At 64.9% G+C, this 22,792-nt stretch carries 22 protein-coding genes; 11 read left to right on the forward strand and 11 right to left on the reverse strand.

Annotated features, from left to right (window positions below; translation table 11 throughout):
- The first annotated feature begins 100 nt into the window (after nt 1–100).
- A protein-coding gene (gene prfB / locus BSQ44_RS11800) for a peptide chain release factor 2 (RefSeq protein ID WP_114579958.1) occupies nt 101–1,229 on the forward strand; the annotation gives its coding sequence in 2 pieces (ribosomal slippage) (nt 101–166 and nt 168–1,229; 1,128 coding nt in all).
- Nucleotides 1,230–1,246: 17 nt separating this feature from the next.
- On the opposite strand, the gene BSQ44_RS11805 is transcribed toward prfB, so the two are convergent.
- From BSQ44_RS11805 to BSQ44_RS11815, 3 genes are all read right to left on the reverse strand, one after another.
- Nucleotides 1,247–2,521: a M23 family metallopeptidase gene (locus tag BSQ44_RS11805; protein WP_072604306.1), complete on the reverse strand. Its 1,275-nt coding sequence runs from the start codon at nt 2,519–2,521 to the stop codon at nt 1,247–1,249.
- Nucleotides 2,522–2,612: 91 nt separating this feature from the next.
- Nucleotides 2,613–3,440, reverse strand: coding sequence for a ferritin-like domain-containing protein (locus BSQ44_RS11810; protein WP_072604308.1), 828 nt, complete (start codon nt 3,438–3,440; stop codon nt 2,613–2,615).
- Nucleotides 3,441–3,457: 17 nt separating this feature from the next.
- Nucleotides 3,458–3,925, reverse strand: coding sequence for a peroxiredoxin (locus tag BSQ44_RS11815; protein ID WP_072604310.1), 468 nt, complete (start codon nt 3,923–3,925; stop codon nt 3,458–3,460).
- A gap of 95 nt (nt 3,926–4,020) precedes the next feature.
- Between BSQ44_RS11815 and BSQ44_RS11820 the strand changes: the two genes are divergently transcribed.
- Nucleotides 4,021–7,419, forward strand: coding sequence for a YhdP family protein (locus tag BSQ44_RS11820; protein ID WP_072604312.1), 3,399 nt, complete (start codon nt 4,021–4,023; stop codon nt 7,417–7,419).
- A 19-nt stretch (nt 7,420–7,438) separates the two neighbouring features.
- On the opposite strand, the gene tyrS is transcribed toward BSQ44_RS11820, so the two are convergent.
- Complete coding sequence (tyrS, locus tag BSQ44_RS11825) at nt 7,439–8,692, reverse strand: tyrosine--tRNA ligase (protein ID WP_072608018.1); 1,254 nt, start codon at nt 8,690–8,692, stop codon at nt 7,439–7,441.
- 101 nt (nt 8,693–8,793) lie between these two features.
- Here tyrS and BSQ44_RS11830 point away from each other — a divergent pair, with 101 nt between their 5' ends.
- On the forward strand, nt 8,794–9,924 hold the full coding sequence (locus tag BSQ44_RS11830) for an anhydro-N-acetylmuramic acid kinase (protein ID WP_072604314.1): 1,131 nt from the start codon (nt 8,794–8,796) through the stop codon (nt 9,922–9,924).
- Here the strand turns inward: BSQ44_RS11830 and BSQ44_RS11835 are convergent.
- Together BSQ44_RS11835 and BSQ44_RS11840 are read right to left on the reverse strand one after the other, a co-directional pair.
- Nucleotides 9,921–10,559, reverse strand: coding sequence for an FMN-binding negative transcriptional regulator (locus BSQ44_RS11835; protein WP_072604316.1), 639 nt, complete (start codon nt 10,557–10,559; stop codon nt 9,921–9,923). The genes BSQ44_RS11830 and BSQ44_RS11835 overlap by 4 nt on opposite strands.
- A gap of 9 nt (nt 10,560–10,568) precedes the next feature.
- Nucleotides 10,569–11,243 carry an alpha/beta hydrolase gene (locus BSQ44_RS11840; protein ID WP_072604319.1) on the reverse strand — a complete coding sequence of 225 codons (675 nt, stop codon included), beginning with the start codon at nt 11,241–11,243 and terminating at the stop codon, nt 10,569–10,571.
- A 218-nt stretch (nt 11,244–11,461) separates the two neighbouring features.
- On the opposite strand from BSQ44_RS11840, the gene BSQ44_RS11845 reads away from it, so the two are divergent.
- The 7 genes from BSQ44_RS11845 to BSQ44_RS11875 all read left to right on the forward strand — a co-directional run bounded on the left by BSQ44_RS11845 (nt 11,462) and on the right by BSQ44_RS11875 (nt 18,397).
- Nucleotides 11,462–12,625, forward strand: a complete 1,164-nt coding sequence (locus BSQ44_RS11845; RefSeq protein WP_072604321.1) for a cysteine desulfurase family protein — start codon at nt 11,462–11,464, stop codon at nt 12,623–12,625.
- Nucleotides 12,626–12,784: 159 nt separating this feature from the next.
- The gene (sufB, locus tag BSQ44_RS11850) at nt 12,785–14,308 is read left to right on the forward strand and encodes a Fe-S cluster assembly protein SufB (RefSeq protein ID WP_072604323.1); all 1,524 of its coding nucleotides are present in this window, start codon (nt 12,785–12,787) and stop codon (nt 14,306–14,308) included.
- The gene (locus BSQ44_RS11855) at nt 14,309–14,692 is read left to right on the forward strand and encodes a DoxX family protein (protein ID WP_072604325.1); all 384 of its coding nucleotides are present in this window, start codon (nt 14,309–14,311) and stop codon (nt 14,690–14,692) included. It abuts the gene before it with no gap.
- Nucleotides 14,685–15,440 (forward strand): Fe-S cluster assembly ATPase SufC, encoded by a 756-nt coding sequence (gene sufC, locus BSQ44_RS11860; RefSeq protein ID WP_072604327.1) that lies wholly within the window; start codon nt 14,685–14,687, stop codon nt 15,438–15,440. Before BSQ44_RS11855 ends, sufC begins: the two co-directional genes overlap by 8 nt.
- Before the next feature lie 9 nt (nt 15,441–15,449).
- Nucleotides 15,450–16,715 (forward strand): Fe-S cluster assembly protein SufD, encoded by a 1,266-nt coding sequence (gene sufD / locus BSQ44_RS11865; RefSeq protein WP_072604329.1) that lies wholly within the window; start codon nt 15,450–15,452, stop codon nt 16,713–16,715.
- 48 nt (nt 16,716–16,763) lie between these two features.
- Complete coding sequence (locus BSQ44_RS11870; protein ID WP_072604331.1) at nt 16,764–17,999, forward strand: cysteine desulfurase; 1,236 nt, start codon at nt 16,764–16,766, stop codon at nt 17,997–17,999.
- 5 nt (nt 18,000–18,004) lie between these two features.
- A complete protein-coding gene (locus tag BSQ44_RS11875) occupies nt 18,005–18,397 on the forward strand; it encodes an SUF system Fe-S cluster assembly protein (RefSeq protein ID WP_072608019.1) in 393 nt (130 codons plus the stop codon).
- A 22-nt stretch (nt 18,398–18,419) separates the two neighbouring features.
- Here BSQ44_RS11875 and BSQ44_RS11880 read toward each other — a convergent pair whose 3' ends face one another.
- The 4 genes from BSQ44_RS11880 to BSQ44_RS11895 form a co-directional block, all read right to left on the reverse strand.
- Complete coding sequence (locus BSQ44_RS11880; protein WP_083534713.1) at nt 18,420–19,145, reverse strand: class I SAM-dependent methyltransferase; 726 nt, start codon at nt 19,143–19,145, stop codon at nt 18,420–18,422.
- 142 nt (nt 19,146–19,287) lie between these two features.
- Entirely contained in the window at nt 19,288–20,055 is a 768-nt protein-coding gene (radC, locus tag BSQ44_RS11885; protein ID WP_235633389.1) for a RadC family protein, read from the reverse strand.
- Nucleotides 20,056–20,091: 36 nt separating this feature from the next.
- Nucleotides 20,092–20,919, reverse strand: coding sequence for a type I methionyl aminopeptidase (gene map / locus BSQ44_RS11890; protein ID WP_072604333.1), 828 nt, complete (start codon nt 20,917–20,919; stop codon nt 20,092–20,094).
- A 221-nt stretch (nt 20,920–21,140) separates the two neighbouring features.
- Nucleotides 21,141–21,389 (reverse strand): DUF982 domain-containing protein, encoded by a 249-nt coding sequence (locus BSQ44_RS11895; protein WP_072604335.1) that lies wholly within the window; start codon nt 21,387–21,389, stop codon nt 21,141–21,143.
- Between the two features lie 325 nt (nt 21,390–21,714).
- On the opposite strand from BSQ44_RS11895, the gene BSQ44_RS11900 reads away from it, so the two are divergent.
- Nucleotides 21,715–22,197 carry a hypothetical protein gene (locus BSQ44_RS11900; RefSeq protein ID WP_162276741.1) on the forward strand — a complete coding sequence of 161 codons (483 nt, stop codon included), beginning with the start codon at nt 21,715–21,717 and terminating at the stop codon, nt 22,195–22,197.
- Nucleotides 22,198–22,264: 67 nt separating this feature from the next.
- On the opposite strand, the gene BSQ44_RS11905 is transcribed toward BSQ44_RS11900, so the two are convergent.
- Complete coding sequence (locus BSQ44_RS11905; RefSeq protein WP_072604340.1) at nt 22,265–22,522, reverse strand: hypothetical protein; 258 nt, start codon at nt 22,520–22,522, stop codon at nt 22,265–22,267.
- Nucleotides 22,523–22,792: the final 270 nt, after the last annotated feature.

Consider the following 22,792-nt stretch of genomic DNA (forward strand, 5'->3'; position numbering starts at 1 on the left):
CCATCATCCTATGTGGTGAAATCTTTACAGCGGCGGACCATCCCCATATGGTCCGCCGCGATCCATCAACCTTCGGAACGGAAAGAGCAGGCAAGCTGCCATGCGCGCGGAAACGCAGTACCTCGTCGACGAAATCAAGCAGGGCATAGGCCTGCTGAGGAGGCATCTTTGACTGGGATCAGGCCGTCAAGCGTCTCGACTATCTGAACGTGCTCGCCGAGGACGGCGAGCTCTGGAACGATCCCCAGAAAGCGCAGGACCTGATGCGCGAGCGCCAGTCGCTCGAGGATCAGATCGCCGCCATCAGGCGCCTCACGTCCAGCCTCGACGACGGTGTCGGGCTGATCGAGCTCGGCGAGGAAGAGGGCGACGAGGATGTCGTCAAGGAAGCCGAGACCTCCATCCGGGACCTGAAGTCGGAGATCGACGCCCGCCAGATCGAGACCATGCTCTCCGGCGAGGCGGACAAGAACGACGCCTATCTCGAAGTGCACGCCGGCGCCGGCGGGACCGAGAGCCAGGACTGGGCGAACATGCTCCTGCGCATGTATACGCGGTGGGCCGAACAGCGAAAATTCAAGGTCGAAGTGCTGGAACTTCACGACGGCGAAGAGGCCGGCATCAAGTCGGCCACGCTGCATATCAAGGGCCACAACGCCTATGGCTGGCTGAAGACGGAGTCGGGCGTGCACCGCCTGGTCCGCATCTCGCCCTATGACAGCAACGCGCGGCGGCACACCTCCTTCGCCAGCGTCTGGGTCTACCCGGTGATCGACGACAGCATCGAGATCGAGGTTTCGGAGTCGGACGTGCGCATCGACACCTATCGCGCGTCGGGCTCGGGTGGCCAGCACATCAACACGACCGATTCGGCCGTGCGCATCACGCACCTGGCGACGGGCATCGCCGTCGCCTGCCAGCAGGAGCGCTCGCAGCACAAGAACCGGGCCAAGGCCTGGGAGATGCTGCGTTCGCGCCTCTACGAGGTGGAACTGCAAAAGCGCGAAGAGGCGGCGAACGCGACAGAGGCGTCGAAGTCGGACATCGGCTGGGGACACCAGATCCGATCCTACGTGCTCCAGCCCTATCAGCTCGTGAAGGACCTTCGGACGGGCGTGGAAAACACCAACCCGCAGGGCGTGCTCGACGGCGATCTCGACGAGTTCATGGAAGCGTCGCTGTCGCAGCGCATCGACGGCGGGGTGGGGCAGGTCGCCGACCTGGAATAGGCCGGGCGGATCGGGCGCTAGAGAAGCGTTCCGATTTCCTTGCCGACCTTGAGGAATTTCACCGGGTTCAACGGCTTCTCGTTGCGGCGGATCTCGTAGTGGATGTGCGGTCCCGTCGATCGTCCCGAGCTTCCGGCAAGGCCCAGAAGCTGACCAGCCTCGACCGTCTGGCCGTCCGACACCTTGATCTCGCTGAGATGGGCAAACCTCGTGGTGAGCCCGTTGCCGTGGTCGATCTCGACCATCCGGCCATAGCCGCCGTTCCAAGCAGCCCTCGAGACCGTGCCGGCCCCGGTCGCACGGACCGGCAGGCCGACCGATGCCCGGAAATCGATGCCGGCGTGGAAGGCCGGTTTGCCGATGAGCGGATCGCGCCTGACCCCGAAACCGCTGGTGACGACACGGCCGGGCGCGGGATTGGCGATCGGCAGCTTCGTGGCCGCATTGCGGACGTTGTCGAGCTTCGACAGTGCTTCGTCCAGTTCCTCGACCTCGCTGTCGAAGGTCTCCGCTCCCGATATGGGCACCAGCGGCCCGCCGGCGTCGCTCGAGCCATAGGTCTCGTCGATCTTCAGCCCGGCTGATTCCAGCGCGGAGACGATCGTGTCGGCAGTCTTGTAGGCGTTCTCGGTGAGTGTCCTGATCTTCTTGATCTGGCGGGTTTCGATTTCCCGCAGCGACTTGTTGATGGTCACGAAGATCAGATCGGCCCGGTCCGCGACCGAAACGGATTCTCCTTGGATGGCCGGTGAGCGCGAGGTGATGCGCGCCAGGGCGGCGGCGGCCGAATTCGCGACGCCGGAGGCGGCATAGGCGTTCGAGAGCACGATATCGGCGCGAACCTCCGGCTTCGCGGGGGGAATGGGAATATCCGAGGTGCCAGCGGCGGCGCCCGTCGCCTTTTCGAGGAGCGGCAGCATGCGTCCGTTGCGCTCCGACAGTTCTTCCTGTCGGTCGAGGAGTTCGGCCACCTTATCTTCCATCAGCCGCTGGTCGAGCAGCTGCCGGCTGGTGATGCGGTCGACCTGGGTCCGCAGCGCGGAGATGCGGTCCTCGTAGGCCTGCTGCAGCCGTGCCTGCCGGGCCACCGTCGCACCGATCAGGTCGTCGCGCAGCACGAGATAGGAGGTTGCGAGAAGATAGCCGATGGCGACCGCGGCGAGCACCGAGCCGCAGAGCGCGGCCATCCATGGCCGTATCGTGAAGTGCCTGATGTCATCGCCATGGGCGATGATGATCGTGTGAGGTTCCTTGCGCTTTCCGAATACGGCAGACGGACGGGTTTGTGACACCGGATACTGCTTCCATGGGCAAACTTTACGGAAGCTGATTAGACATCGTTAGGGTTAAGAAAGGTTTTCGGCCGGCCCCGACGGCTGTCTGTCAGCGCGATGACGCGGTCAGGGCGCGGTAGAAGAGGGGGGTGAGGCCGGCTTCCGAGCGCGCGCGGTCGTTGAACGGCGGCTTCAGGTCGCCGCGGAAGTTCGCGCGCACCAGTTCCTGGAACCGTTGCGCGGGGTTGATGCGCTCGCGGGCGCAGTAGAAGCGGAACCACTTGGCGCCGATCGCGACGTGCTTCTTCTCGTCCTCGTAGATGATGCGCAGGATCGCCGCGGTTTCCGCGTCGCCGGTCTCGACCATCTTTTCCAACAGCGAAGGCGTGACGTCGAGACCGCGCGCCTCGAGGATCAGCGGCACCACGGCGAGCCGCGCATGCAGGTAGTTGCGGGTCGTGTGCGCGGCTTCCCAAAGGCCGCCATGCGCCGGCAGATCGCCATAGTCGCCGCCGAGGTCGCGCAGGCGATTGCGCAGCAGCGTGAAGTGCTTCGCCTCCTCGAATGCGACCTGCATCCAGCCGTCGAAGAAGCTCGCCGGCGGCCGCTCGGCCGCGAACCGCGCCACGATGTCGAGCGCGAGGTCGATCGCATTGAGCTCGATGTGGCAGAGCGCGTGGATGAGCGCCATGCGACCCTTCTGCGTGTGCAGGCCGCGCCGGGGCACGTGGCGCGGCTCGACCAGCGCCGGCCGCTCAGGCCGGCCCGGCATGTCCGGCGGGAGCGGATCGAGCGGGCTCAGGATGGAGATCGAGCGCGAGAACCAGCGCTCGGCGACCGCGCGCACGATAGCCGTCTTCCGGTCGAGGTCGGCGGCGGACACGGCATCGACGCAGCCGCCGCGCAGGCTCTCGGGACGGTATGCGCCGTTTTCCACGGTCCCGACGCTGGCCGTCAGGACGCCTTGACGGCGTCGAGGACGGCTTGCGCGTGGCCCGGGACCTTCACTTTCGGCCAGACCTGACGCACCTTTCCGTCCGGTCCGACCAGCACGGTCGTGCGCTCGACGCCCATGTACTTGCGCCCGTACATGCTCTTTTCCGTCCATACGCCATAGGCCTCCAGCGTGGACTTTTCCTCGTCCGAGGCGAGTATCACGGACAATCCGTGCTTCGCCTTGAATTTGTCATGACTTTTTGCGCTATCGGGCGAGATACCGACGACAGACGCACCGGCCTCGTCGAATTCCGCCTGGAGGGCGGAGAAATCGACGGATTCCGCGGTGCATCCGCTGGTGTCGTCCTTCGGATAGAAGAACAGGACGACGTTTTTCCCGCGCAAGGCCGAGAGACTGATGGTCCCGCCGCCATCGCGCGGGAGTTCGAAATCCACTGCATCCTGACCGATCTCGGGTAGGGGCATCTTCGATCCTTTCTTTCTCGGTGACCGGAAGCCGGTTCGCCATATAATGAACGCCGTGGATTCGTCCATGGATCACACGCGCTGACGGGCAGGCGGTGGAAAAAAGAACAGAACGGCACGAACGGGTCCGTTTCAGGCGCGATGAAATCACCGCACTTGAGAAGTATCCGTCCGCGCACACCATGGAACCGCGCCGGCCGTCGCGGCGCGGCGCGGGCGCCTGGGCGCGCCGGATTGCCATGTCCCTGCTGGGGCTGGTCCTGCTGTGCGTCGTCGGCCTCGGCACGCTCTATCTCGCCGGTACGGCGGGGCTCGGAAGCGAACGGCTGAAGCGGGAGGCGTCCGCGGCGATCAGCGCCCTGGCCGGTGCGCCGATCGAGGTCCAGGCGGGGCCGGCGGGATTTTCCCTCGACAGTTCGCGGCTGCTGGCGCTGGAAATCCCCGACGTAGCGCTCGCCACCCCGCCCGGCGGCACCGTTTTCGCGCGCGCGGGCGCCATCCGGTTCGGCGTGGCGATATGGCCGCTTCTCGGCGGCGATCTCCAATTGACCGAGATCAGGCTGGCGGATGCCACCATCGAGCCGGCGCTGCTTGCGAAGGACGATGGCGGGGACTGGTCGGCCGGCCTGCGCGACGAGCGGGGACTGTTCGATCCCGATCTGATCGTCGCGAGTGTCTTCGGAACGATCGACCACGCCTTGGCCGGGCTGCGGGGACGGGCCGCGCCGCGAATCTCGCTCGACCACGTCACCGTGCGCCTCGGCAAGGGCGACGCCGCCCGGACGCTGGCGATCGAGACAGCGCAAGCGTGGACCAGCGAGGAAGGCGTGCTTCAGCTTTCCGCCGCGCTGGAATTCGACGGGCATCCCGTCAGCATCGACGGCACCGCGCAACCGCCCACCCGGCGCGACGGCGGCACGCGGTTCGCGCTCACCGCCGACATCGGGCTCGACAGGAACACCCTCGATACGGAGCCATCGCCTTCGGTCCTTTCGGGCCGGTCCGAAGTGTCGCTGCGCGGGTTGCGGCTTCCGGGCGCGCCGGCGCAACTGCGTTTCAAGGCGCGCTCGCAGGATCTCGTCGTGGCGCTCCCCGAGATGCAGCCGCTCGTTGGCGACGTCGAGATCGGCGGCCTGCTGAAGAGCGGTACCGGCAAGGTCGAGTTCGAGCGCGTCCGGCTGGCGACGCGACGGTCCACCTTGCTGTTCAACGGCGCGTTCGGCCCGGCGCCAGCGAGCGAAGCCGGCGGCCCGCCCGCATACCGGTGGGAGTTCGTCTCCAACGGATCACGGGCCGCTGCCCAGGACGTGCCCGAGCCGGCGCTCCCCTTCGCCGCCAGGGTGGCCGGAACCTTCGCTCCGACGGAGGAAGTGCTCACCGCGTCCGAGATCGGCGTGCGGACGGGACAGGGCGAACTCGTCGGCCAGGCGACGGTCGGGTTCGGGAACGGCGCGCCGGCCATCGCGCTGGCGCTCGACGTGCCGAACATGCCGGTCGCCCACGCCAAGCAGCTGTGGCCCTCGGAGGTCGCGACCGGCGCGCGTTCCTGGGTGCTGGCAAACGTCTTCGGTGGGACGGTGCGCGATTCGCGGATCCGCTTCCGCGTTCCGGCCGGGCGGCTCGGCAACGGCGTGGCGCTGAACGGCGAGGAGGTGAACGGGCATTTCGAGGTCGACGACACCCGTTTCGACATCACCGGAGACCTGCCGGCCGTGCGCGACGCGTTCGGCGTCGTCGATTTCCAGGGGTCGGACGTCGACATCTCACTCTCTTCGGGAACCGTCTTCATGCCGACGGGGCGGACGCTCTCGGCCGAGAACGGCAGTTTCCTGATCCGCAACGTCGAGTCCAAGCCGACGATCGGCTACATGGACATCGACGTTAAGGGCGAGGCGCCCGCCGTGGTCGAGTTCGCTTCCTACAAGCCGATCGACGCCATGCGGCACCTCGAGCTGAAACCGGAGGATTTTTCGGGCCAGGCGGCGGGCAACGTGCGGGCCGAGATTCCGCTGCGCAACGATTTCCCGATCGAGCATCTCGATTGGGAGGTGGACCTGACCTACGACAACCTGTCGATCGCGCAGCCCTTCGAGGGCCAGGAGGTCACCCAGGCGAAAGGGACGATCAAGGTCGATCCCCAAAAAGCCGTCATCGAGGCGTCGGCGAAGCTCAACGGCATGCCCGCCGAGCTGAAGCTCACCGAGCCGCTCGGCGACCAGGGGCCCGCGCGCGACCGCGCCGTGTCGCTGATCCTGGACGACGCGGCGCGCGAAAGGATCGCGCCCGGCCTCAACGAGATGCTTTCGGGGCCGGTGAAGGTCGCAGTCAGCCTGGAGGAGGGCGGGACGCAACGGATGAAAGCGGACCTCAAGGAGGCGCGGCTCTCCTTTCCGTGGGTCGGCTGGAGCAAGGGCAAGGGCATTCCGGCCACCGCCACCTTCACTATGACGAGCGACGGAGACCGGATCTCGCTCTCCGACTTCAAGCTGAACGGTGAGACCTTCGCGGTCGAGGGCGAGCTTCGCATCGCGGGCGGCGAACTCGCGGAAGCCAGGTTCGGCAAGGTCGCGCTGAACCGCGGCGACGACGCGACGATGTCGCTGACGAAACAGGGCCGCGGCTACGTCATCAAGGTGGGCGGCGCTTCCTTCGATGCACGCTCGCTCATCAAACTCTACCTCGCCGAGACCGAGAAGGCGGAGAAAGCGGTCGAATCCGTGCCGATCACGCTCGACGCTTCGGTTGCCAGAACGACCGGGTTCGGCCGGGAAACGCTGTCCGACGTCGTCGTGAAGCTCCGTGGAACGGGAACCGATCTCGGCACCCTGCAGATATCGGCCCGCACGGCGAGCGGAGCCGAGGTCGGCATTATCAACGAAACGGATTCGGACGGACGCTCGGTGCGCATCGATTCGGGCGATGCCGGCGCGCTGGTGCGGTTCCTGAACATCTACGAATACATGCAGGGCGGCGTGATCCGCGTGGCGCTCGCGGCCACCGCCAACGGGCCGCTCACGGGACAGGTGGAAGCGCGGGACTTCGCCATCGTCAACGAGCCCAAGCTGCGCTCGCTGATCTCCGCGCCGCTGCCCGAAAGCGACGGCCGCAGCCTCGCCCAGGCGGTGCGGCGCAATCTGGACGACCAGCGGGCCAACTTCGAGCGGGGCTTTGCGCTGATCGAGAAGGGCGACGGTTATCTCGCCATCGATCGCGGCGTGCTGAGAGGCCCGTCGATCGGCGCGACGTTCAAGGGAACGTTCTACGACCAGCAGAACAACATGAACATGACCGGCACGTTCATGCCCGCCTACGGCATCAACCGCATCTTCGGCGAGATACCGCTGTTCGGGCAGATTCTCGGCAATGGCCGCGACCGCGGGCTGATCGGCATCACCTTCCGGCTGGCGGGCGACGCGAAGGAGCCGCGGCTCGAGGTCAACCCCCTGTCCGCCGTGGCGCCGGGCATCTTCCGGTCGATCTTCGAATACGACTGACGGAGGAGAGTTCCCGGTCCTACACGGGCCGGACCAGGACGTGCTTCTTCTTGCCGAGAGACAGCTTGATGACGCCTTCGGACGTGAGTTCGGAGGAACCGACCGCCTTGCGCTCGTCCGAAACCGGCTGGTCGTTGAGCCGCACCGCACCGCCTTGCACGTGACGCCGCGCCTCGCCGTTGGATCCGGCGAGCCCTGCGCGCACGAAGAGGGCGAGAATGCCGATGCCGGCATCGAGGTCGCCGGCCGCGATCTCCACGGTCGGCAGGCTTTCGGCGAGCGCGCCTTCCTCGAAGGTCTTGCGCGCGGTCTCGGCCGCCTGTTCCGCCGCGTCGCGACCGTGCAGCATGGCCGTGATCTCGGTCGCCAGTACCTTCTTTGCCTCGTTGATCTCGCTCCCGGCGAGCGCCGCAAGCCGCGCAACCTCGTCCATGGGCATGGTCGTGTAGAGCTTCAGGAAGCGGCCGACGTCTGCGTCCTCGGTGTTGCGCCAGTACTGCCAGAATTCGTAGGGGCTCAGCATCTCCGGCGACAGCCAGACGGCGCCCGACGCGGACTTGCCCATCTTTGCACCCGACGAGGTGGTGAGCAGCGGCGAGGTCAGCGCGTAGAGCTGCGGCGTGCCGAGCCGGTGGCCGAGGTCGATGCCGTTGACGATGTTGCCCCACTGGTCGGAGCCGCCCATCTGGAGCCGGCAATCGTAGCGCCGGTTGAGCTCCACGAAGTCGTACGCCTGCAGGATCATGTAGTTGAATTCGAGGAACGAAAGCGACTGCTCCCGGTCGAGCCTTAGCTTGACCGAATCGAAGGACAACATCCGGTTGACGGAGAAGTGCCGGCCGACGTCGCGCAGGAACTCGACATAGTTGATGCCCATCAGCCAGTCGGCATTGTTGATCATCAGCGCGTCCTTCGGACCGTCGCCGAAGGAGAGGTAGGAGGCGAAGTTCTGCCGGATGCCGGACAGGTTGTCCTCGATGTCGGCGGGCGTGAGCAGCTTGCGCGCCTCGTCCTTGAAGGAGGGATCGCCGATCATCGACGTGCCGCCGCCCATGAGCGCGATCGGCCGGTGGCCGGTCTGCTGCATCCAGTAGAGCATCATGATCTGGATCAGCGAACCGGCATGCAGGCTCTTCGCCGTCGCATCGAAGCCGATATAGCCGCTGACCGTCTCCTTCGCGAAAAGATCGTCGAGCCCGGTTTCATCCGAAATCTGGTGGATGAAGCCGCGCTCGGACAGCGTGCGCAGGAAATCGGATTTGAAGGCCGTCATCGTCATTGCTTCCGGTGGGTGGCGCGGCATGGGCGCCGTGGCATTTGAGGATGCGGGGCTTTAGCATCGCGAGCGATGGAATCACAAGAAGAGCATGGCCGATGGCCCTGATCCGCGCGCTCGGCCTGATGAGCGGCACCTCGATGGACGGCATCGACCTCGCCATGGTCGAGAGCGACGGCGAAGGCGAGGTGCGGCGCGGTCCCTCGATGTTCGTGCCCTACGAAGCGGCGTTCCGGCGCCGGATCGAGGCCGGGCTGGAGACCGCGAAGCAGATTTTGCGGCGGGACGAGCGTCCGGGCGACCTGTCGGCGCTCGAACGCGGCCTGACGATGCGCCATGCCGAGGCGGTGAAGACGTTCCGGACAAAGTTCCCGGCGCAGAAGATCGACATGATCGGCTTCCACGGCCAGACGGTGCTGCACCGGCCGGAGAAGGCGCTGACCGTGCAACTGGGAGACGGGCTGCTGCTTGCGCGCGAGACGGGCGTGTCCGTGGTGCATGACATGCGGGCGAGAGACATGGAATACGGAGGGCAGGGCGCCCCCCTGGTCCCGGTCTACCATGCCGCGCTGGCGCGCTCGCTGCCTCAGGAATGGCGCGGCTCGTTTCCCGTGGCCTTCGTCAACATCGGCGGGATTTCCAATGTGACTTACGTTCCGGCACAGGGCGATCCGGTCGCCTTCGATTCGGGACCAGGGAACGCGCTCATCGATCGATGGGTGTCGGCGGAGGGTGGCGTGCCCTTCGACGCCGACGGCATGATCGCCAGCGAGGGCGGCGTCGTGCGGGCGGTCGTCGACCGCTATCTGGAGAACCCGTTCTTCGAACGCCGCGCGCCGAAATCGCTCGACCGGCTGGATTTCACGCTGGAGGATGCCGCCGGCCTCGAACTCGCGGACGGTGCCCGCACGCTGGCCGCCGTCTCGGCCGAGGCGATCCTCAAGGCAGCCGAGCAGATGCCGGAGGCACCGAAGCTGTGGATCGTCTGCGGCGGCGGACGCAAAAACCCGCATATCATGGCCGATCTCCGCACTGGCGCGGAACAATCGTCGGCGCAGGTGATCCTCGCCGAAGACGCCGGTTTCGACGGCGACGCGATGGAGGCGGAAGCCTGGGCCTATCTGGCGATCCGGTCGGCGCGTGGCCTGCCGCTGACCTTTCCGACCACGACGGGCTGCCGGGAGGCAGTGACGGGCGGCATTCTGGCGCGGCCCGAACCCATGCGCTAGCCGCGTTCGGCTCCGTAGGTCCGCACCAGCCCGGCCATGTCGGGCCGTTCCGCCTCATCATATCCCGCGGCCACCCGGGTCCGGTCTTCGGGCGGCCGGTTCTGGCTCACCTTCCACTTGCCTTCGAGCGAAGCGATCTCGATGCGGATGCCGACGATGCCGCGGGTCTGCGCGGCGACGAAGTCGGCCGGAGCGTTGTCGACTGCCCAGGGTTTTTCGCGCGTGGCCTCATGGCTTTCGGTGAGGTTTCTGATCTGCTTCGAGAGCCAGTCGGCGCCCTCGAAAACCTCCGCACGCCCGCGCGCCTGCACGATCACGTAGTTCCAGGTCGGTACGACCTTTCCGGTCTCCTGCTTCGTCGCGTACCAGGACGGCGTCACATAGGCCTGCGGCCCTTGGAAAACGACGAGCACCGGCATGTCGGGATCGGCCTGGATCTCCCGCCACACGGGGTTCGCCCGCGCGCAGTGTGCGCGAAGGGTCCCGTTGGGCGTATCCGTGTCGAGCAGGAAGGGCAGCGGATTGGCGACCGGACCGTCCGGCCCGTTGGTGACGAGCAGTCCGAGCGGCTCGGATCGGATGAGATCGTGCAGGACGTCCAGCCGCGTCTCGCGAAAATGCGGCGGCTGGTACATCCGGCGTTCCTAGCGCAGACGTTTTGGCCGCGGGTCGGCAAGTTCGCCGGCGAGGCGCCGGTCGAGATAGTCCGAGCATTCCGAGATCAGAAGCTCGGCGTCGTTGGAGAAGAAGTGGTTGGCGCCGGGCATGATCTTCTGCGTGATCGTGATGCCCTTCTGGGAATGCAGCTTGTCGACCAGTCCCTGCACGTCCTTCTGCGGCGCGACCTTGTCCTGGTCGCCATGGATGATCAGGCCTGAGGAGGGGCAGGGCGCCAGGAAGGAGAAGTCGTAGATGTTGGGCTGCGGGGCGATCGAGATGAAGCCCTCGATCTCGGGGCGCCGCATCAACAGCTGCATGCCGATCCAGGCGCCGAAAGAGTAACCCGCCACCCAGCAGCTCTTGGAATCCGGGTGCAGCGACTGGACCCAGTCGAGCGCGGAGGCCGCATCCGACAATTCGCCGGCGCCATGGTCGAACTCGCCCTGGCTGCGGCCGATCCCGCGGAAGTTGAAGCGCAGCGTGGTAAAATTCCGCTTCTGGAACATGTAGAACAGATCGTAGACGATCTTGTTGTTCATGGTTCCGCCGAACTGGGGATGCGGATGCAGCACGAGGGCGATCGGCGCGTTCTTTTCCGTCGAGGGCTGATAGCGGCCTTCGAGACGGCCATCCGGACCGGCGAAGATGACTTCGGGCATTGGTACTCCAGTTTACGTCGGGCACGGATGGTCGATCCGGCGCGGAGGTCCGCCCTTGACGCGGGGCCGATGCCTCCATAGAACCTAGTTTAGAATAGTTCAAAACTCGGCTGTCTTCCGCCGACCTGAACGAAGCGGCTAAATAGGACGTCTGGCTCAGCGATTTCAAGGAAATTGCGACATCCGCCGTCCCGCCTCCACCGGAACCGCCCTCACAGATGGCAATGGAACGCGCATATCTCGACTACAATGCCAGCGCACCGCTGGCGGCGTCGGCGCGCGCGGCCATGCTGTCGGCGCTGGAGGTCGAGGGAAACCCTTCCTCGGTCCACGCGGAGGGCAGGACGGCACGGCGCATCGTGGAAAAGGCGCGGCGTCAGGTGGCGGGACTGGTCAACGCCGGCGAGGAGCACGTGGTGTTCACCTCGGGCGCGACGGAAGCCGCCTCCATGCTGCTTACGCCTGACTGGCGCATGGGCCGCGGGCCGCTGCGGGTCTCGCGTCTTCTGGTTGCCGCATCCGATCATCCCTGCATCCTCGGCGGCGGCTCCTTCGCGCCCGAAGACGTGACCGTTCTGCCGGTCCTCGGCAACGGCCTCCTCGATCTCGATGCGCTGGAAGCCGCGCTTGCCGGACACGACCGCGCGAGCGGGATGGCGATGGTGGCGATCCACGTCGCCAACAACGAGACCGGGGTGATCCAGCCGGTGGCCGAGATCGGTCGCATCGCCAAGGCCGCCGGTGCGCTGACGGTGTTCGATGCGGTGCAGGCGGCGGGCCGGATAAGGCTCGACATTTCCGAGGGTTGGGCGGATTTCCTGATTCTGTCTTCGCACAAGATCGGCGGGCCGAAAGGGGCGGGTGCGATCGTCGCCGCCTCCGGTCTCCTGATGCCGCGGCCGCTGGTTTCCGGCGGCGGACAGGAAAAGGGCCATCGGGCTGGCACCGAGAACGTCGCCGCCATCGCGGGCTTCGGCGCGGCGGCCATGGACGCTGCGGAAAACCTCTCGTCCATGAAAGAAGTCGGCCGCCGGCGCGATGCGATCGAGGCGGCGGTGCTGGAAAACGCGCCCGGCGCGACCATCTTCGGCAAGGAATCGCCGCGCCTGCAGAACACGGTGTTCTTCGAATTGCCCGGCATGAAGGCGGAGACGGCGCAGATCGCCTTCGACCTCGCCGGCATCGCGCTGTCGGCCGGATCGGCCTGTTCGTCGGGCAAGGTCGGCCCGAGCCATGTGCTGAAGGCGATGGGATTTGGCGAGAATGCGGGCGCATTGCGCGTCTCGATCGGGATTTCTACGACCGACCGGGAGGTGGAGGCGTTTCGGCAGGCTTTGGCCGCGATCGTGGCGCGCCAGTCCGGCGCGAGCCGAGCGGCATGACCGGGAAGCGTGACGAAAAGGGGAGAAATCCGGACGATTCCTGCCCCCGATCGGGGTGAATTCGCCGACCGGATGCACTACATGAGGCACACGCCGACAATGCGGTGCCATAGTTTGAAAACTGCCGGGCCTTGAACCCGGCAAGGATGGAGAACGCTGATGCCTGCTGTGCAGGAAACGATCGAGCAGGTCCGCAAGATCGACGTGGACCAGTACAAGTACGGGTTCGAATCGTTCATCGAGATGGACAAGGCCCCCAAGGGTCTGAGCGAAGACACGATCCGATTCATTTCCGCCAAGAAGGGCGAGCCCGAATGGATGCTCGAGTGGCGCCTCGGTGCCTATCGGCGCTGGCTGACGCTCGAGGAGCCCACCTGGGCGCGGGTGAACTATCCGAAGATCGATTTTCAGGACATCTACTACTACGCCGCGCCGAAGGCGCAGGCGGGTCCCAAGTCCCTCGACGAGGTCGATCCGGAACTCCTTAAGGTCTACGAGAAGCTCGGCATCCCGCTCAAGGAGCAGGAGATCCTGGCGGGCGTGCAGAAGCCCGTTGCCGAAGGCGAAAACGACGAGCTGGCCAACGACAACGTCTACAAGTCGGGCCGCGTGGCCGTCGACGCCGTCTTCGATTCCGTCTCGGTGGTGACGACGTTCAAGAAGGAACTCGCCAAGGCCGGCGTCATCTTCTGCGCCATCTCGGAAGCGATCCGCGATCATCCGGAACTGGTGAAGAAGTATCTGGGGTCGGTGGTGCCGACGACCGACAATTACTATGCGACGCTGAACTCCGCGGTCTTCACCGACGGTTCGTTCGTGTTCGTGCCCAAGGGCGTGCGCTGCCCCATGGAGCTGTCGACCTACTTCCGCATCAACGAGAAGAACACCGGCCAGTTCGAGCGCACGCTGATCATCGCGGAGGAGGGAGCCTATGTCTCCTACCTCGAAGGCTGCACGGCGCCGCAGCGCGACGAGAACCAGCTGCACGCGGCGGTCGTCGAACTGGTGGCCCTGGACGATGCCGAGATCAAGTACTCGACGGTGCAGAACTGGTATCCGGGCGACAAGGATGGCAAGGGCGGCATCTACAACTTCGTGACCAAGCGCGGCGATTGCCGCGGCGACCGGTCGAAGATCTCGTGGACGCAGGTCGAGACCGGCTCCGCGATCACCTGGAAGTATCCGTCCTGCATCCTGCGCGGCGACGATTCGCGCGGCGAATTCTATTCGATCGCTGTCTCGAACGGCTACCAGCAGATCGACTCGGGCACCAAGATGATCCATCTCGGCAAGAACACGTCGAGCCGCATCATCTCCAAGGGCATCTCGGCAGGGCACTCGAACAACACCTATCGGGGCCAGGTCTCGGCCCACCGCAAGGCCACCAACGCGCGCAACTTCACGCAGTGCGACTCGCTTCTGATCGGCAACGACTGCGGCGCGCACACGGTGCCCTACATCGAGGCCAAGAACGCCACCGCGCAGTTCGAGCACGAGGCGACGACCTCGAAGATCTCCGAGGACCAGCTGTTCTACGTCATGCAGCGCGGCATCCCGGAAGAGGAGGCCGTGGCGCTGATCGTCGGCGGCTTCGTGCGCGAGGTGATCCAGGAACTGCCGATGGAGTTCGCGGTGGAGGCGCAGAAGCTGATCGGGATCAGTCTCGAGGGAAGCGTGGGGTGATTGTTGCTAGCGGTCGCCCGGGTCGCATTTGGCATCTTCTTTCTCGGGTCGGCCATCCTGAAAATGGCCGCGATGGACTACATGACCGGGATGCTGGCGGATGCGGAGTTCAGGACGCCTTTGCCGTTCGTCCTTGTGGCGATGATAGCGCAGATCGCGGGAGGAGGTGCGCTGATCGTGGGCAGGATGGTCGTCCCGGCGGCGTTCGGACTGATCGCCTACGTGGCGGTGGTGAATTACTATTTGCACCCTTTCTGGGTGCTGGGTGGTGAAGAGGCTGCGATGCAGTTCCAGCTCTTCACGAAGAACCTGGGTATAATGGCCGGATTGCTCGCCATCGCGGGCACTTCCGGCGGTAAGCACGACGGGATTAGCAATGCTTGAAATCAGAAACCTCCATGCCCGCATCGCCGAGACCGGCACGGAAATCATCCGCGGGCTGAACCTGACGGTCAAAGGCGGCGAAGTGGCCGCGATCATGGGGCCGAACGGCTCGGGCAAGTCGACGCTGTCCTACATCCTCGCCGGGCGCGAGGACTACGAGGTCACCGAGGGCGACATCCTCTACAATGGCGAGTCGATCCTGGAGATGGACCCGGCCGAGCGGGCCGCCAAGGGCGTCTTCCTGGCGTTCCAGTATCCGCTTGAGATCCCCGGCGTGGCGACGATGGAGTTCCTCAAGGTCGCGCTCAACGCGCAGCGTCGCGCGCGCGGCGAGCCGGAACTGAAGATCCCCGACCTGATGAAGAAGGTCCGCGAGGCGGCCGGCCGCCTCGACATGGACATGGCGATGCTGAAGCGCCCGCTCAACGTCGGCTTCTCCGGCGGCGAGAAGAAGCGTGCCGAGATCCTGCAGATGACGTTGCTCGAGCCGAAACTCTGTGTCCTCGACGAGACGGATTCAGGCCTCGACATCGATGCGTTGAAGGTGGTGGCCGACGGCGTCAATGCGCTGCGCTCGCCTGACCGTGCCATGATCGTCATCACCCACTATCAGCGCCTGCTGGAATACATCGTGCCCGATTCCGTCCATGTCCTGTCCAAGGGCAGGGTGATCAAGTCCGGCGACAAGGATTTGGCACTGCAACTCGAACAGAACGGCTACGCCGGGATCGTCGGCGAGGCCGCCTAGGTGGTTGTCATGAACATTCATTCCCAGCCCCAGAGAACACCCGCAGAAACGGCGCTCATCGAGGCTTTCGAGGAGCGCTCGTCGGACCTGCCGGGCAACGAGACGGTGATCAGCCGGCGCGACGACGCGATCGAGCGGCTGAAGGCCGGCCTGCCGACGCGTCGCGTCGAAGCATGGCACTACACCGACCTGCGCCGCCTGCTGGCGAAGGTGCCGGCCTACGACCCGAGCCTGCTCGCGAAGCCCTTGCCGGCGCTGCTGGAAGGCTCGACCGTCCTGCCGATCCTGAACGGGATCGCGGCCGAAGCGCCGAAACTGGACGGCGTGACGGTCGTACGGCTGGAAGAGAAGCTCGTCGACGGCAGCTTCGCCCCGGCGCTGACGACCGGGGACCCGGCGGACGTGATCGGGCCGCTCAATACCGCTTTCGTCGCCGACGGCTGGCACCTCGACATCGCGGATGGCGCCGAGCTCGGCGCCCCGATCGAGCTTCAGAACGTGCATGCCGGCGGCCAGGCGCATGTTCGCCTGCCCGTCAAGGTCGGCGCAGGGGCGAAGGCGACGATCGTCGAGCGCCAGACCGGAAGCGGTGACGCGCTTGTTTCCTCCGTCAGCCACCTTGTGGTGGGGGAGGGCGCCGAGATCGTCTGGATCATCCTGCAGGAGCAGCCCGAGGGTGCCACGCATCTCGGGCAGTTCAACGCCTGGATCGGCAAGAGCGCCAAGCTGACGCTGTTCGTTATGAACTCCGGCGGCAAGCTGGTGCGCCAGGAGATCAGGGTCGACGCGAAGGAAGAGGATGCCGAGTTCCGCCTGCGCGGCGTGAACCTGCTTTCGGGCGACAGCCACACCGACGTGACCATGGTGCTCGATCATTCCGCACCCTCCACGACCTCAACCGAGGTCATTCGCAACGTGGTGACCGGGCGGGCCCGCGGCGTCTTCCAGGGCCAGATCCGCGTCGATCGCGAGGCGCAGAAGACCGATGCCAAGATGTCGTGCAACACGCTTCTCTTGTCCGACGACGGCGAGTTCTCGGCCAAGCCGGAACTCGAGATCTTCGCCGACGACGTCGCCTGCGGCCATGGCGCCACGGTGACGGAAATCGACCGCGACCACCTGTTCTACCTGATGGCGCGCGGCGTTCCGGAGAAGGAAGCGCGCGGACTTCTGGTCAAGGCTTTCGTAGCCGAGATCATCGAGGAACTGGACGACGAGGCGACGGTGGCCGCACTCGAGGCGAGGCTCGACGGCTGGTTCGCGGCGCATGGGTGAGATGATGGCCGGGCGCGCAGACCGTAGCGACGGCGGAGAGGTCTCGCCATGGACCAGATGACGCCCCCTTACGACGTCGAGGCGATCCGCCGCGACTTCCCGATCCTGTCGCGCGAGGTCTACGGTAAGCCGCTGGTCTATCTCGACAATGGCGCCTCGGCGCAGAAGCCGCAGTCGGTCATAGACGCGATCACGAACGCCTATTCCAGCGAATACGCCAACGTGCACCGCGGGCTGCACTTCCTGTCGAATGCCGCGACCGACGCCTACGAGAAGTCACGCGAGACGGTTCGGCGCTTCCTCAATGCCGCCAGCGTCGACGAGATCGTCTTCACCAAGAACGCCACCGAGGCGATCAACACGATCGCCTATGGCTGGGGCATGCCGAACATTGGCGAGGGCGACGAGATCGTGCTCTCCATCATGGAGCACCATTCCAACATCGTGCCCTGGCATTTCATCCGCGAGCGGCAGGGCGCGAAGCTCGTCTGGGCTCCGGTGGACGACGAGGGCGTCTTCCATATCGAGGAATTCGAGAAGTGCCTGACGGAGCGCACGAAGCTCGTCGCGATCACGCACATGTCGAATGCGCTCGGGACCGTGACGCCGATCCGGGAGATCTGCCGCATCGCGCATGAGCGCGGCATCAAGGTGCTGGTCGACGGCAGCCAGGGCGCCGTGCATCTGCCGGTCGACGTGCAGGACCTCGGCTGCGACTTCTACGTCTTCACCGGGCACAAGGTCTACGGGCCGTCCGGCATCGGCATCCTCTATGGCCGGATGGAGATGCTGGAGGCGACGCGTCCCTTCCAAGGCGGCGGCGAGATGATCGAGGACGTGTCGATGGACAACGTCACCTACAATCATCCCCCGCACCGCTTCGAAGCCGGTACGCCGCCGATCGTCCAGGCGATCGGTTTGGGCGCGGCGCTCGAATACATGGAGGCGGTCGGGCGGGAAAACATTGCCGCGCACGAGGCGACGCTGCGCGACTATGCGCACGAACGCCTGCGCGGCATCAATTCGTTGCGCATCTTCGGCAACGCGCCGGACAAGGGCGCCATAACCTCCTTCGAACTCGAAGGCATCCACGCCCACGACGTTTCGATGGTCATCGATCGCTCCGGCGTCGCCGTGCGGGCGGGCACACACTGCGCCCAGCCGCTGTTGAAACGCTTCGGCGTCACCTCCACATGCAGGGCTTCCTTCGGCATGTACAATACGAAGGCCGAGATCGACGTCCTGGCCGAGGCGCTGGAGAAGGCGCGAACGTTTTTCGGGTGAAGACCATGAGTGATGACACTGTTCACAACGACGAGACCGCGAATGCTCCCGCGGATTCAATCGAGGCTTCGTCGGTCATTCCGCCGGACGAACTGGCACGTCTCACCGACGACATCGTGAGCGCGCTCAAGACCGTCTATGATCCGGAAATACCATCGGACATCTACGAGCTCGGCCTGATCTACAAGATCGACATCGAGGACGATCGGTCGGTCAAGATCGACATGACGCTCACCGCCCCCGGCTGCCCGGTGGCCGGCGAGATGCCGGGCTGGGTGGAAAACGCCGTCGGTGCAGTCGAAGGCGTCTCGGGCGTCGATGTGTCGATGGTGTTCGACCCACCATGGACCCCGGATCGCATGTCCGAAGAAGCGCAGGTCGCCGTCGGCTGGTACTGACGGCGCCTCCCGCTTCGGGGCCTCAGCGGCCCGCCGGAATGTCCCTTATCGCGATGATCGACTTGTTCAGCCCCGCGACCTTCTCGTGGCTCACCTTCGCGTCCGGGAAGAGCTTTCGGATCTCCCGCGTCGACAACAGGTGATGGTGGTAGATGATGTCGCGCGCTTCCTCGATCGTTCCGATCCGCCTGAAAAAGCCCAGCGAATAGCGCATGATGAGGCGTTCGCGCACGGCAACCGGCAGGTACTGGAAGCCCGGCGTGCGGAAGTGCGGCTCGTAGGGAAACCAGAAATTCGGCGTCTGCATGTAGTAGCGCGGCGCGAGGCGACGGGTGTTGGCGGCGAAATCCTCCATGTCCATCCAGCTTCCGACGTGCTCGACGACGGAATTTGAGTGCACGAGGTCGAACCGCTTGCCGTCGAGGAGGGTCGGGTTGGTCGCGCTGTCCTTGTGGAAGGCGAAGACGTCCTGCTGCTCGACCTGCTGGTCCTCGGTGTTGACGATGGTGAAGCGGAGCCGGTGGCGGTTGGCCTTGATGAAATCCTCGCCGATCTTCCAGTAGGTCTCCGTGCCGCCGAGGTCGAGGATATCGGCCGTGCCCCGCTCGCTGAGGATCGACTCGATCAGGCGCTGGACCTGCCGGAAGCGCTTGGCGCGAAAGCCGAACTCGAGGCTGTTCGTGTTTCGGTACGGATCGGCCTTCACAGGCGCGAGGAAGGCTTGGTCGGAAATTGTCGCGTGCGGCATGTCGGTCCCCTTATCTATTAACCGAACGTTAACTCAATTCGGGCTGGTAAGGTTACCAAAAGGTTAGAATAGCGTTAATGTTGGGGTTTTATTAGAATTGTAATCAAATTGTTGTCTCTTCGGCGGGGCAGGATGCCGCCGCTCAGATGAGCTGCAAGCCCTTCAAGCTGGCATGGCCGCTCTTGCCGATGATGATGTGGTCGTGCACCGAAATGCCGAGCGGCTTGGCGGAATCGATGATCGTCTTCGTCATCTCGATGTCCGCGCGGGAAGGGGTGGGGTCGCCGGATGGGTGGTTGTGCACCAGGATGATCGCCGTGGCCGACAGCTCCAGCGCGCGCCGCACCACCTCGCGGGGGTAGACCGGAGTGTGGTCCACTGTCCCGGTCTGCTGCACTTCATCCGCGATCAGTGCGTTTTTCTTGTCGAGGAAGAGGATGCGGAACTGCTCGCGCGGCTCGAACGCCATCGCCGTACGGCAATAGTCGAGCACCGAACCCCAGGATGAAAGGACCTGCCTGCCGCGGATGCTGCTCTTCAGCATGCGCTCGGCGGCGGTCGCGGCCAGCTTGATCTCGAAGGCCACGGAACTGCCGACGCCCTTGGTTTCGGTCAGGAGGTGGATCGGCGCGCCAAGAACCTCGGCGAACGATCCGAACCGCGCGATCAGCGCCTTGGCCACCGGCTTGGTGTCGGCGCGCGGAATGGACCGGAAGAGCAGAAGTTCGAGTAGTTCGTAGTCGGCGAGCGAATCCGCGCCACCCTTCAGGAAGCGCTCGCGAAGACGTTGGCGATGGCCCGCGTAGTGCGGAATGCTCTGCGCTTCGGTTCTGGATGGCGTTCTAGCCGGTCGCTCGGCGAAGAACCCGCGCTCGTCCTCGTCTTCTCCCGACATGCCGCCCCCACGCATGATCCGGACGTTTCGCCGCCCGGTTGTGCGTGGAGACTAGTTCGGCAGACCGGGCCGGTCGAGCCCTCCCGGCGACAGCGTGAAGATTTCGCAGCCGGTATCGGTGACGCCCACCGTGTGCTCGTACTGGGCCGAGAGCGACCGGTCGCGCGTCACGGCGGTCCAGCCGTCGGACAGCACCTTCACGTGCGGACGGCCGAGATTGATCATCGGCTCAATGGTGAAGATCATGCCGGGGCGCATCTCCACGCCCTCGTTGCGGCTGCCGTAGTGAAGGATGTTGGGCGCGTCGTGGAAGAGAAGCCCCACACCGTGGCCGCAGAAGTCGCGCACAACCGAGCACCGCTCGGCCTCGGCATAGGACTGAATGGCGGCGCCAATCGCGCCGGTCCGCTCGCCGGGCTCGACGGCGGCGATGCCGCGCATCATCGATTCGTGGGTGACCTCGAGCAGCCGCTCGGCCGCGCGCTTGATCCTTCCCACCGGATACATGCGCGAGGAATCGCCGTGCCAGCCGTCGAGGATGTAGGTGACGTCGATGTTGACGATGTCGCCCTCGCGCAGCGGCTTGGCATCCGGGATGCCGTGGCACACGACGTGGTTGATCGACGTGCAGGACGACTTCGTGTAGCCGCGATAGTTGAGCGTCGCCGGGATCGCGCCGTGGTCCATGCCGAACTGGAAGACGAACCGGTCGATCTCTTCGGTCGTCGTGCCGGGCTGCACCATCGCGGCGAGTTCGTCGAGCGCGCGCGCCGTCAACTGGCAGGCCTTGCGCATGCCGGCGAACGCGTCCTCGTCGTAGAGCCTGATCTGCCCCGTGTTCTTCAACGGCGCGGTGGCGGCTTCCTGATAGGTGACCATTGTTCCGTCCAGTGATCCTCTGCCGGCGCGAAGCCGGACGGAGGCGAGATGTGTTCGGGAGATTTGGCATCGATGCGGCCGCGCATCAAGTGCGCAGGTGCGAAACGGCGAGGAGGCCGGCACGCCGCGGAGGGGTCGGTCGACTATCGGAGCAAAAAAAAGCCGGCCTCAGGATCCGTCAGATCCAAAAGGCCGGCCGACTGGAAGTCGGTGAAGTTATTCTACTGAGCCATCGGAAGCTGGGCTTCCAGGGCGGCCTGAACGAACATTTCGCGGGCCATGACCGGGGAGGCCTTGCCGCTGCTCGCGGCGCGGCAGGCGCGCGAGGCGGCTATGTACCATTTGCCGCGGCCGTTCGGCCAGGTTTCGAGAAGTTCGGCGGCGCGCTCGGCGGTGTCGACTTCCACGACGGGGCCGTGGAGGCCCTTGCTCAACCATATCGGCTTGGGAAACTGGGTTCTCGAATGCATGGGCCTGCTCCGCTCGACTGTCTGGCTTTAAGAATGCTTAACGGGGAACTCGGTTCCATCCGCCAGGAGGTTTTCGACGGGTTCGAATGGCGGAAACCGGAAGGCACCGGATCCGGCCGCGTCGCACTAAGGAATGCCGAGGCAGATCGGGTCGTCCGAGGCGTGGATAGCGAATTCACGACGGCGCGACAAAACTGTTACGAAACGGGTCTATTGGATTCCGGTATCGGATCGACGGATGCGTTTCCCCGACGTAAGGTGTCAAAAAAACAGAATCGGGAGGCGCGTCAGGGCGAGTTTCATTGGAGCAATGAAGGTCGAACGAATGAATACATACGCAGTTGCCGTCTACTACCGGTTCGACGACACCTACCTGAAGCGCTACGACGGGCTCGTCGGCATGCTCGCTTCCTATGCCGAAGTCTGGATGGAAGCGCCATCGATGTTCCTGCTGCGGACCGACGAGAAGCTCGCGACGGTCGAGAACAAGATCCGCAAGGCCGGTTTCCAGCCCGAAACGGACATCCTGATCGTGATCGACGTGACGGGCCGGGAAGCCCGGTATGCGGGGCACATCGAACACAAAGACAGGCTGGAAAAAATCCTGCCCGCCCAGAAGGCGACGGAGCACCCGGAATACCCGTTCCTACAGAACGGCGGCAAGTGGGCGACCGGCGAGTGGGAAACCCGGATCGACCGGCAAGATGCCGCGGCTGGGGATATGCCGAGGCGACATGGCTTCTCGGTCGCGGTCCATCCTCAGTTCGGCTTCAAGAATTTCGGCCGTCCGTTCGATCCGCGGCAATGAAGGCCTCCATGGCAGTATCGGCGGCGTCTGGCGGCCGGTTGCTGCGAAGGGTGGCGGCGATCGTCGCCTATTCTTCCTGCGAAGGCGGGACCGCCGGGCGTCCTTCGAAATAGCCGAACTGGAGGTAGTGCTCCGTGGCCGTCTTGAAGGCCCCAAGCTCGATCGCCGCCGCGACATCGGGATTATCCGCCAGGTAGGCTTCCTCGTCGATCGTCACTTTGGGTTGGATGGAAAGGACGAATCGCCGGAATTCCTGCGCGCTGACAACGTATTGGACGATCTGGTCGCCATCGCGGATTACCTCGTGGATCGTGGGCGGTGTCATGTTTCTGCCTCCCTTTTTTTCTTTTTCTAGCGCCTGGCGCGGTGGAGAAAATCCCGTTACGGCCACGCCGTGATCTTCGCCAATAGTTTTCTTGCCCGGAAATAAACAATTCCGTGATCGCGGAGGCGCCGTTCCGTCTCACGCGAACGGGGCAAGAATGCCACATTACGAGGGTGTCAAACGTCGAAAGCGCGTGTTTGATCCCGAGTGCGCAGTTCGAATGTTAGACACGGGTGCGGCGTTCAAGGTCAACCGGCGCGGCCTCCTGCA

Origin of the sequence: Aquibium oceanicum (assembly GCF_001889605.1) — a bacterium.
Taxonomy (GTDB): domain Bacteria; phylum Pseudomonadota; class Alphaproteobacteria; order Rhizobiales; family Rhizobiaceae; genus Aquibium; species Aquibium oceanicum.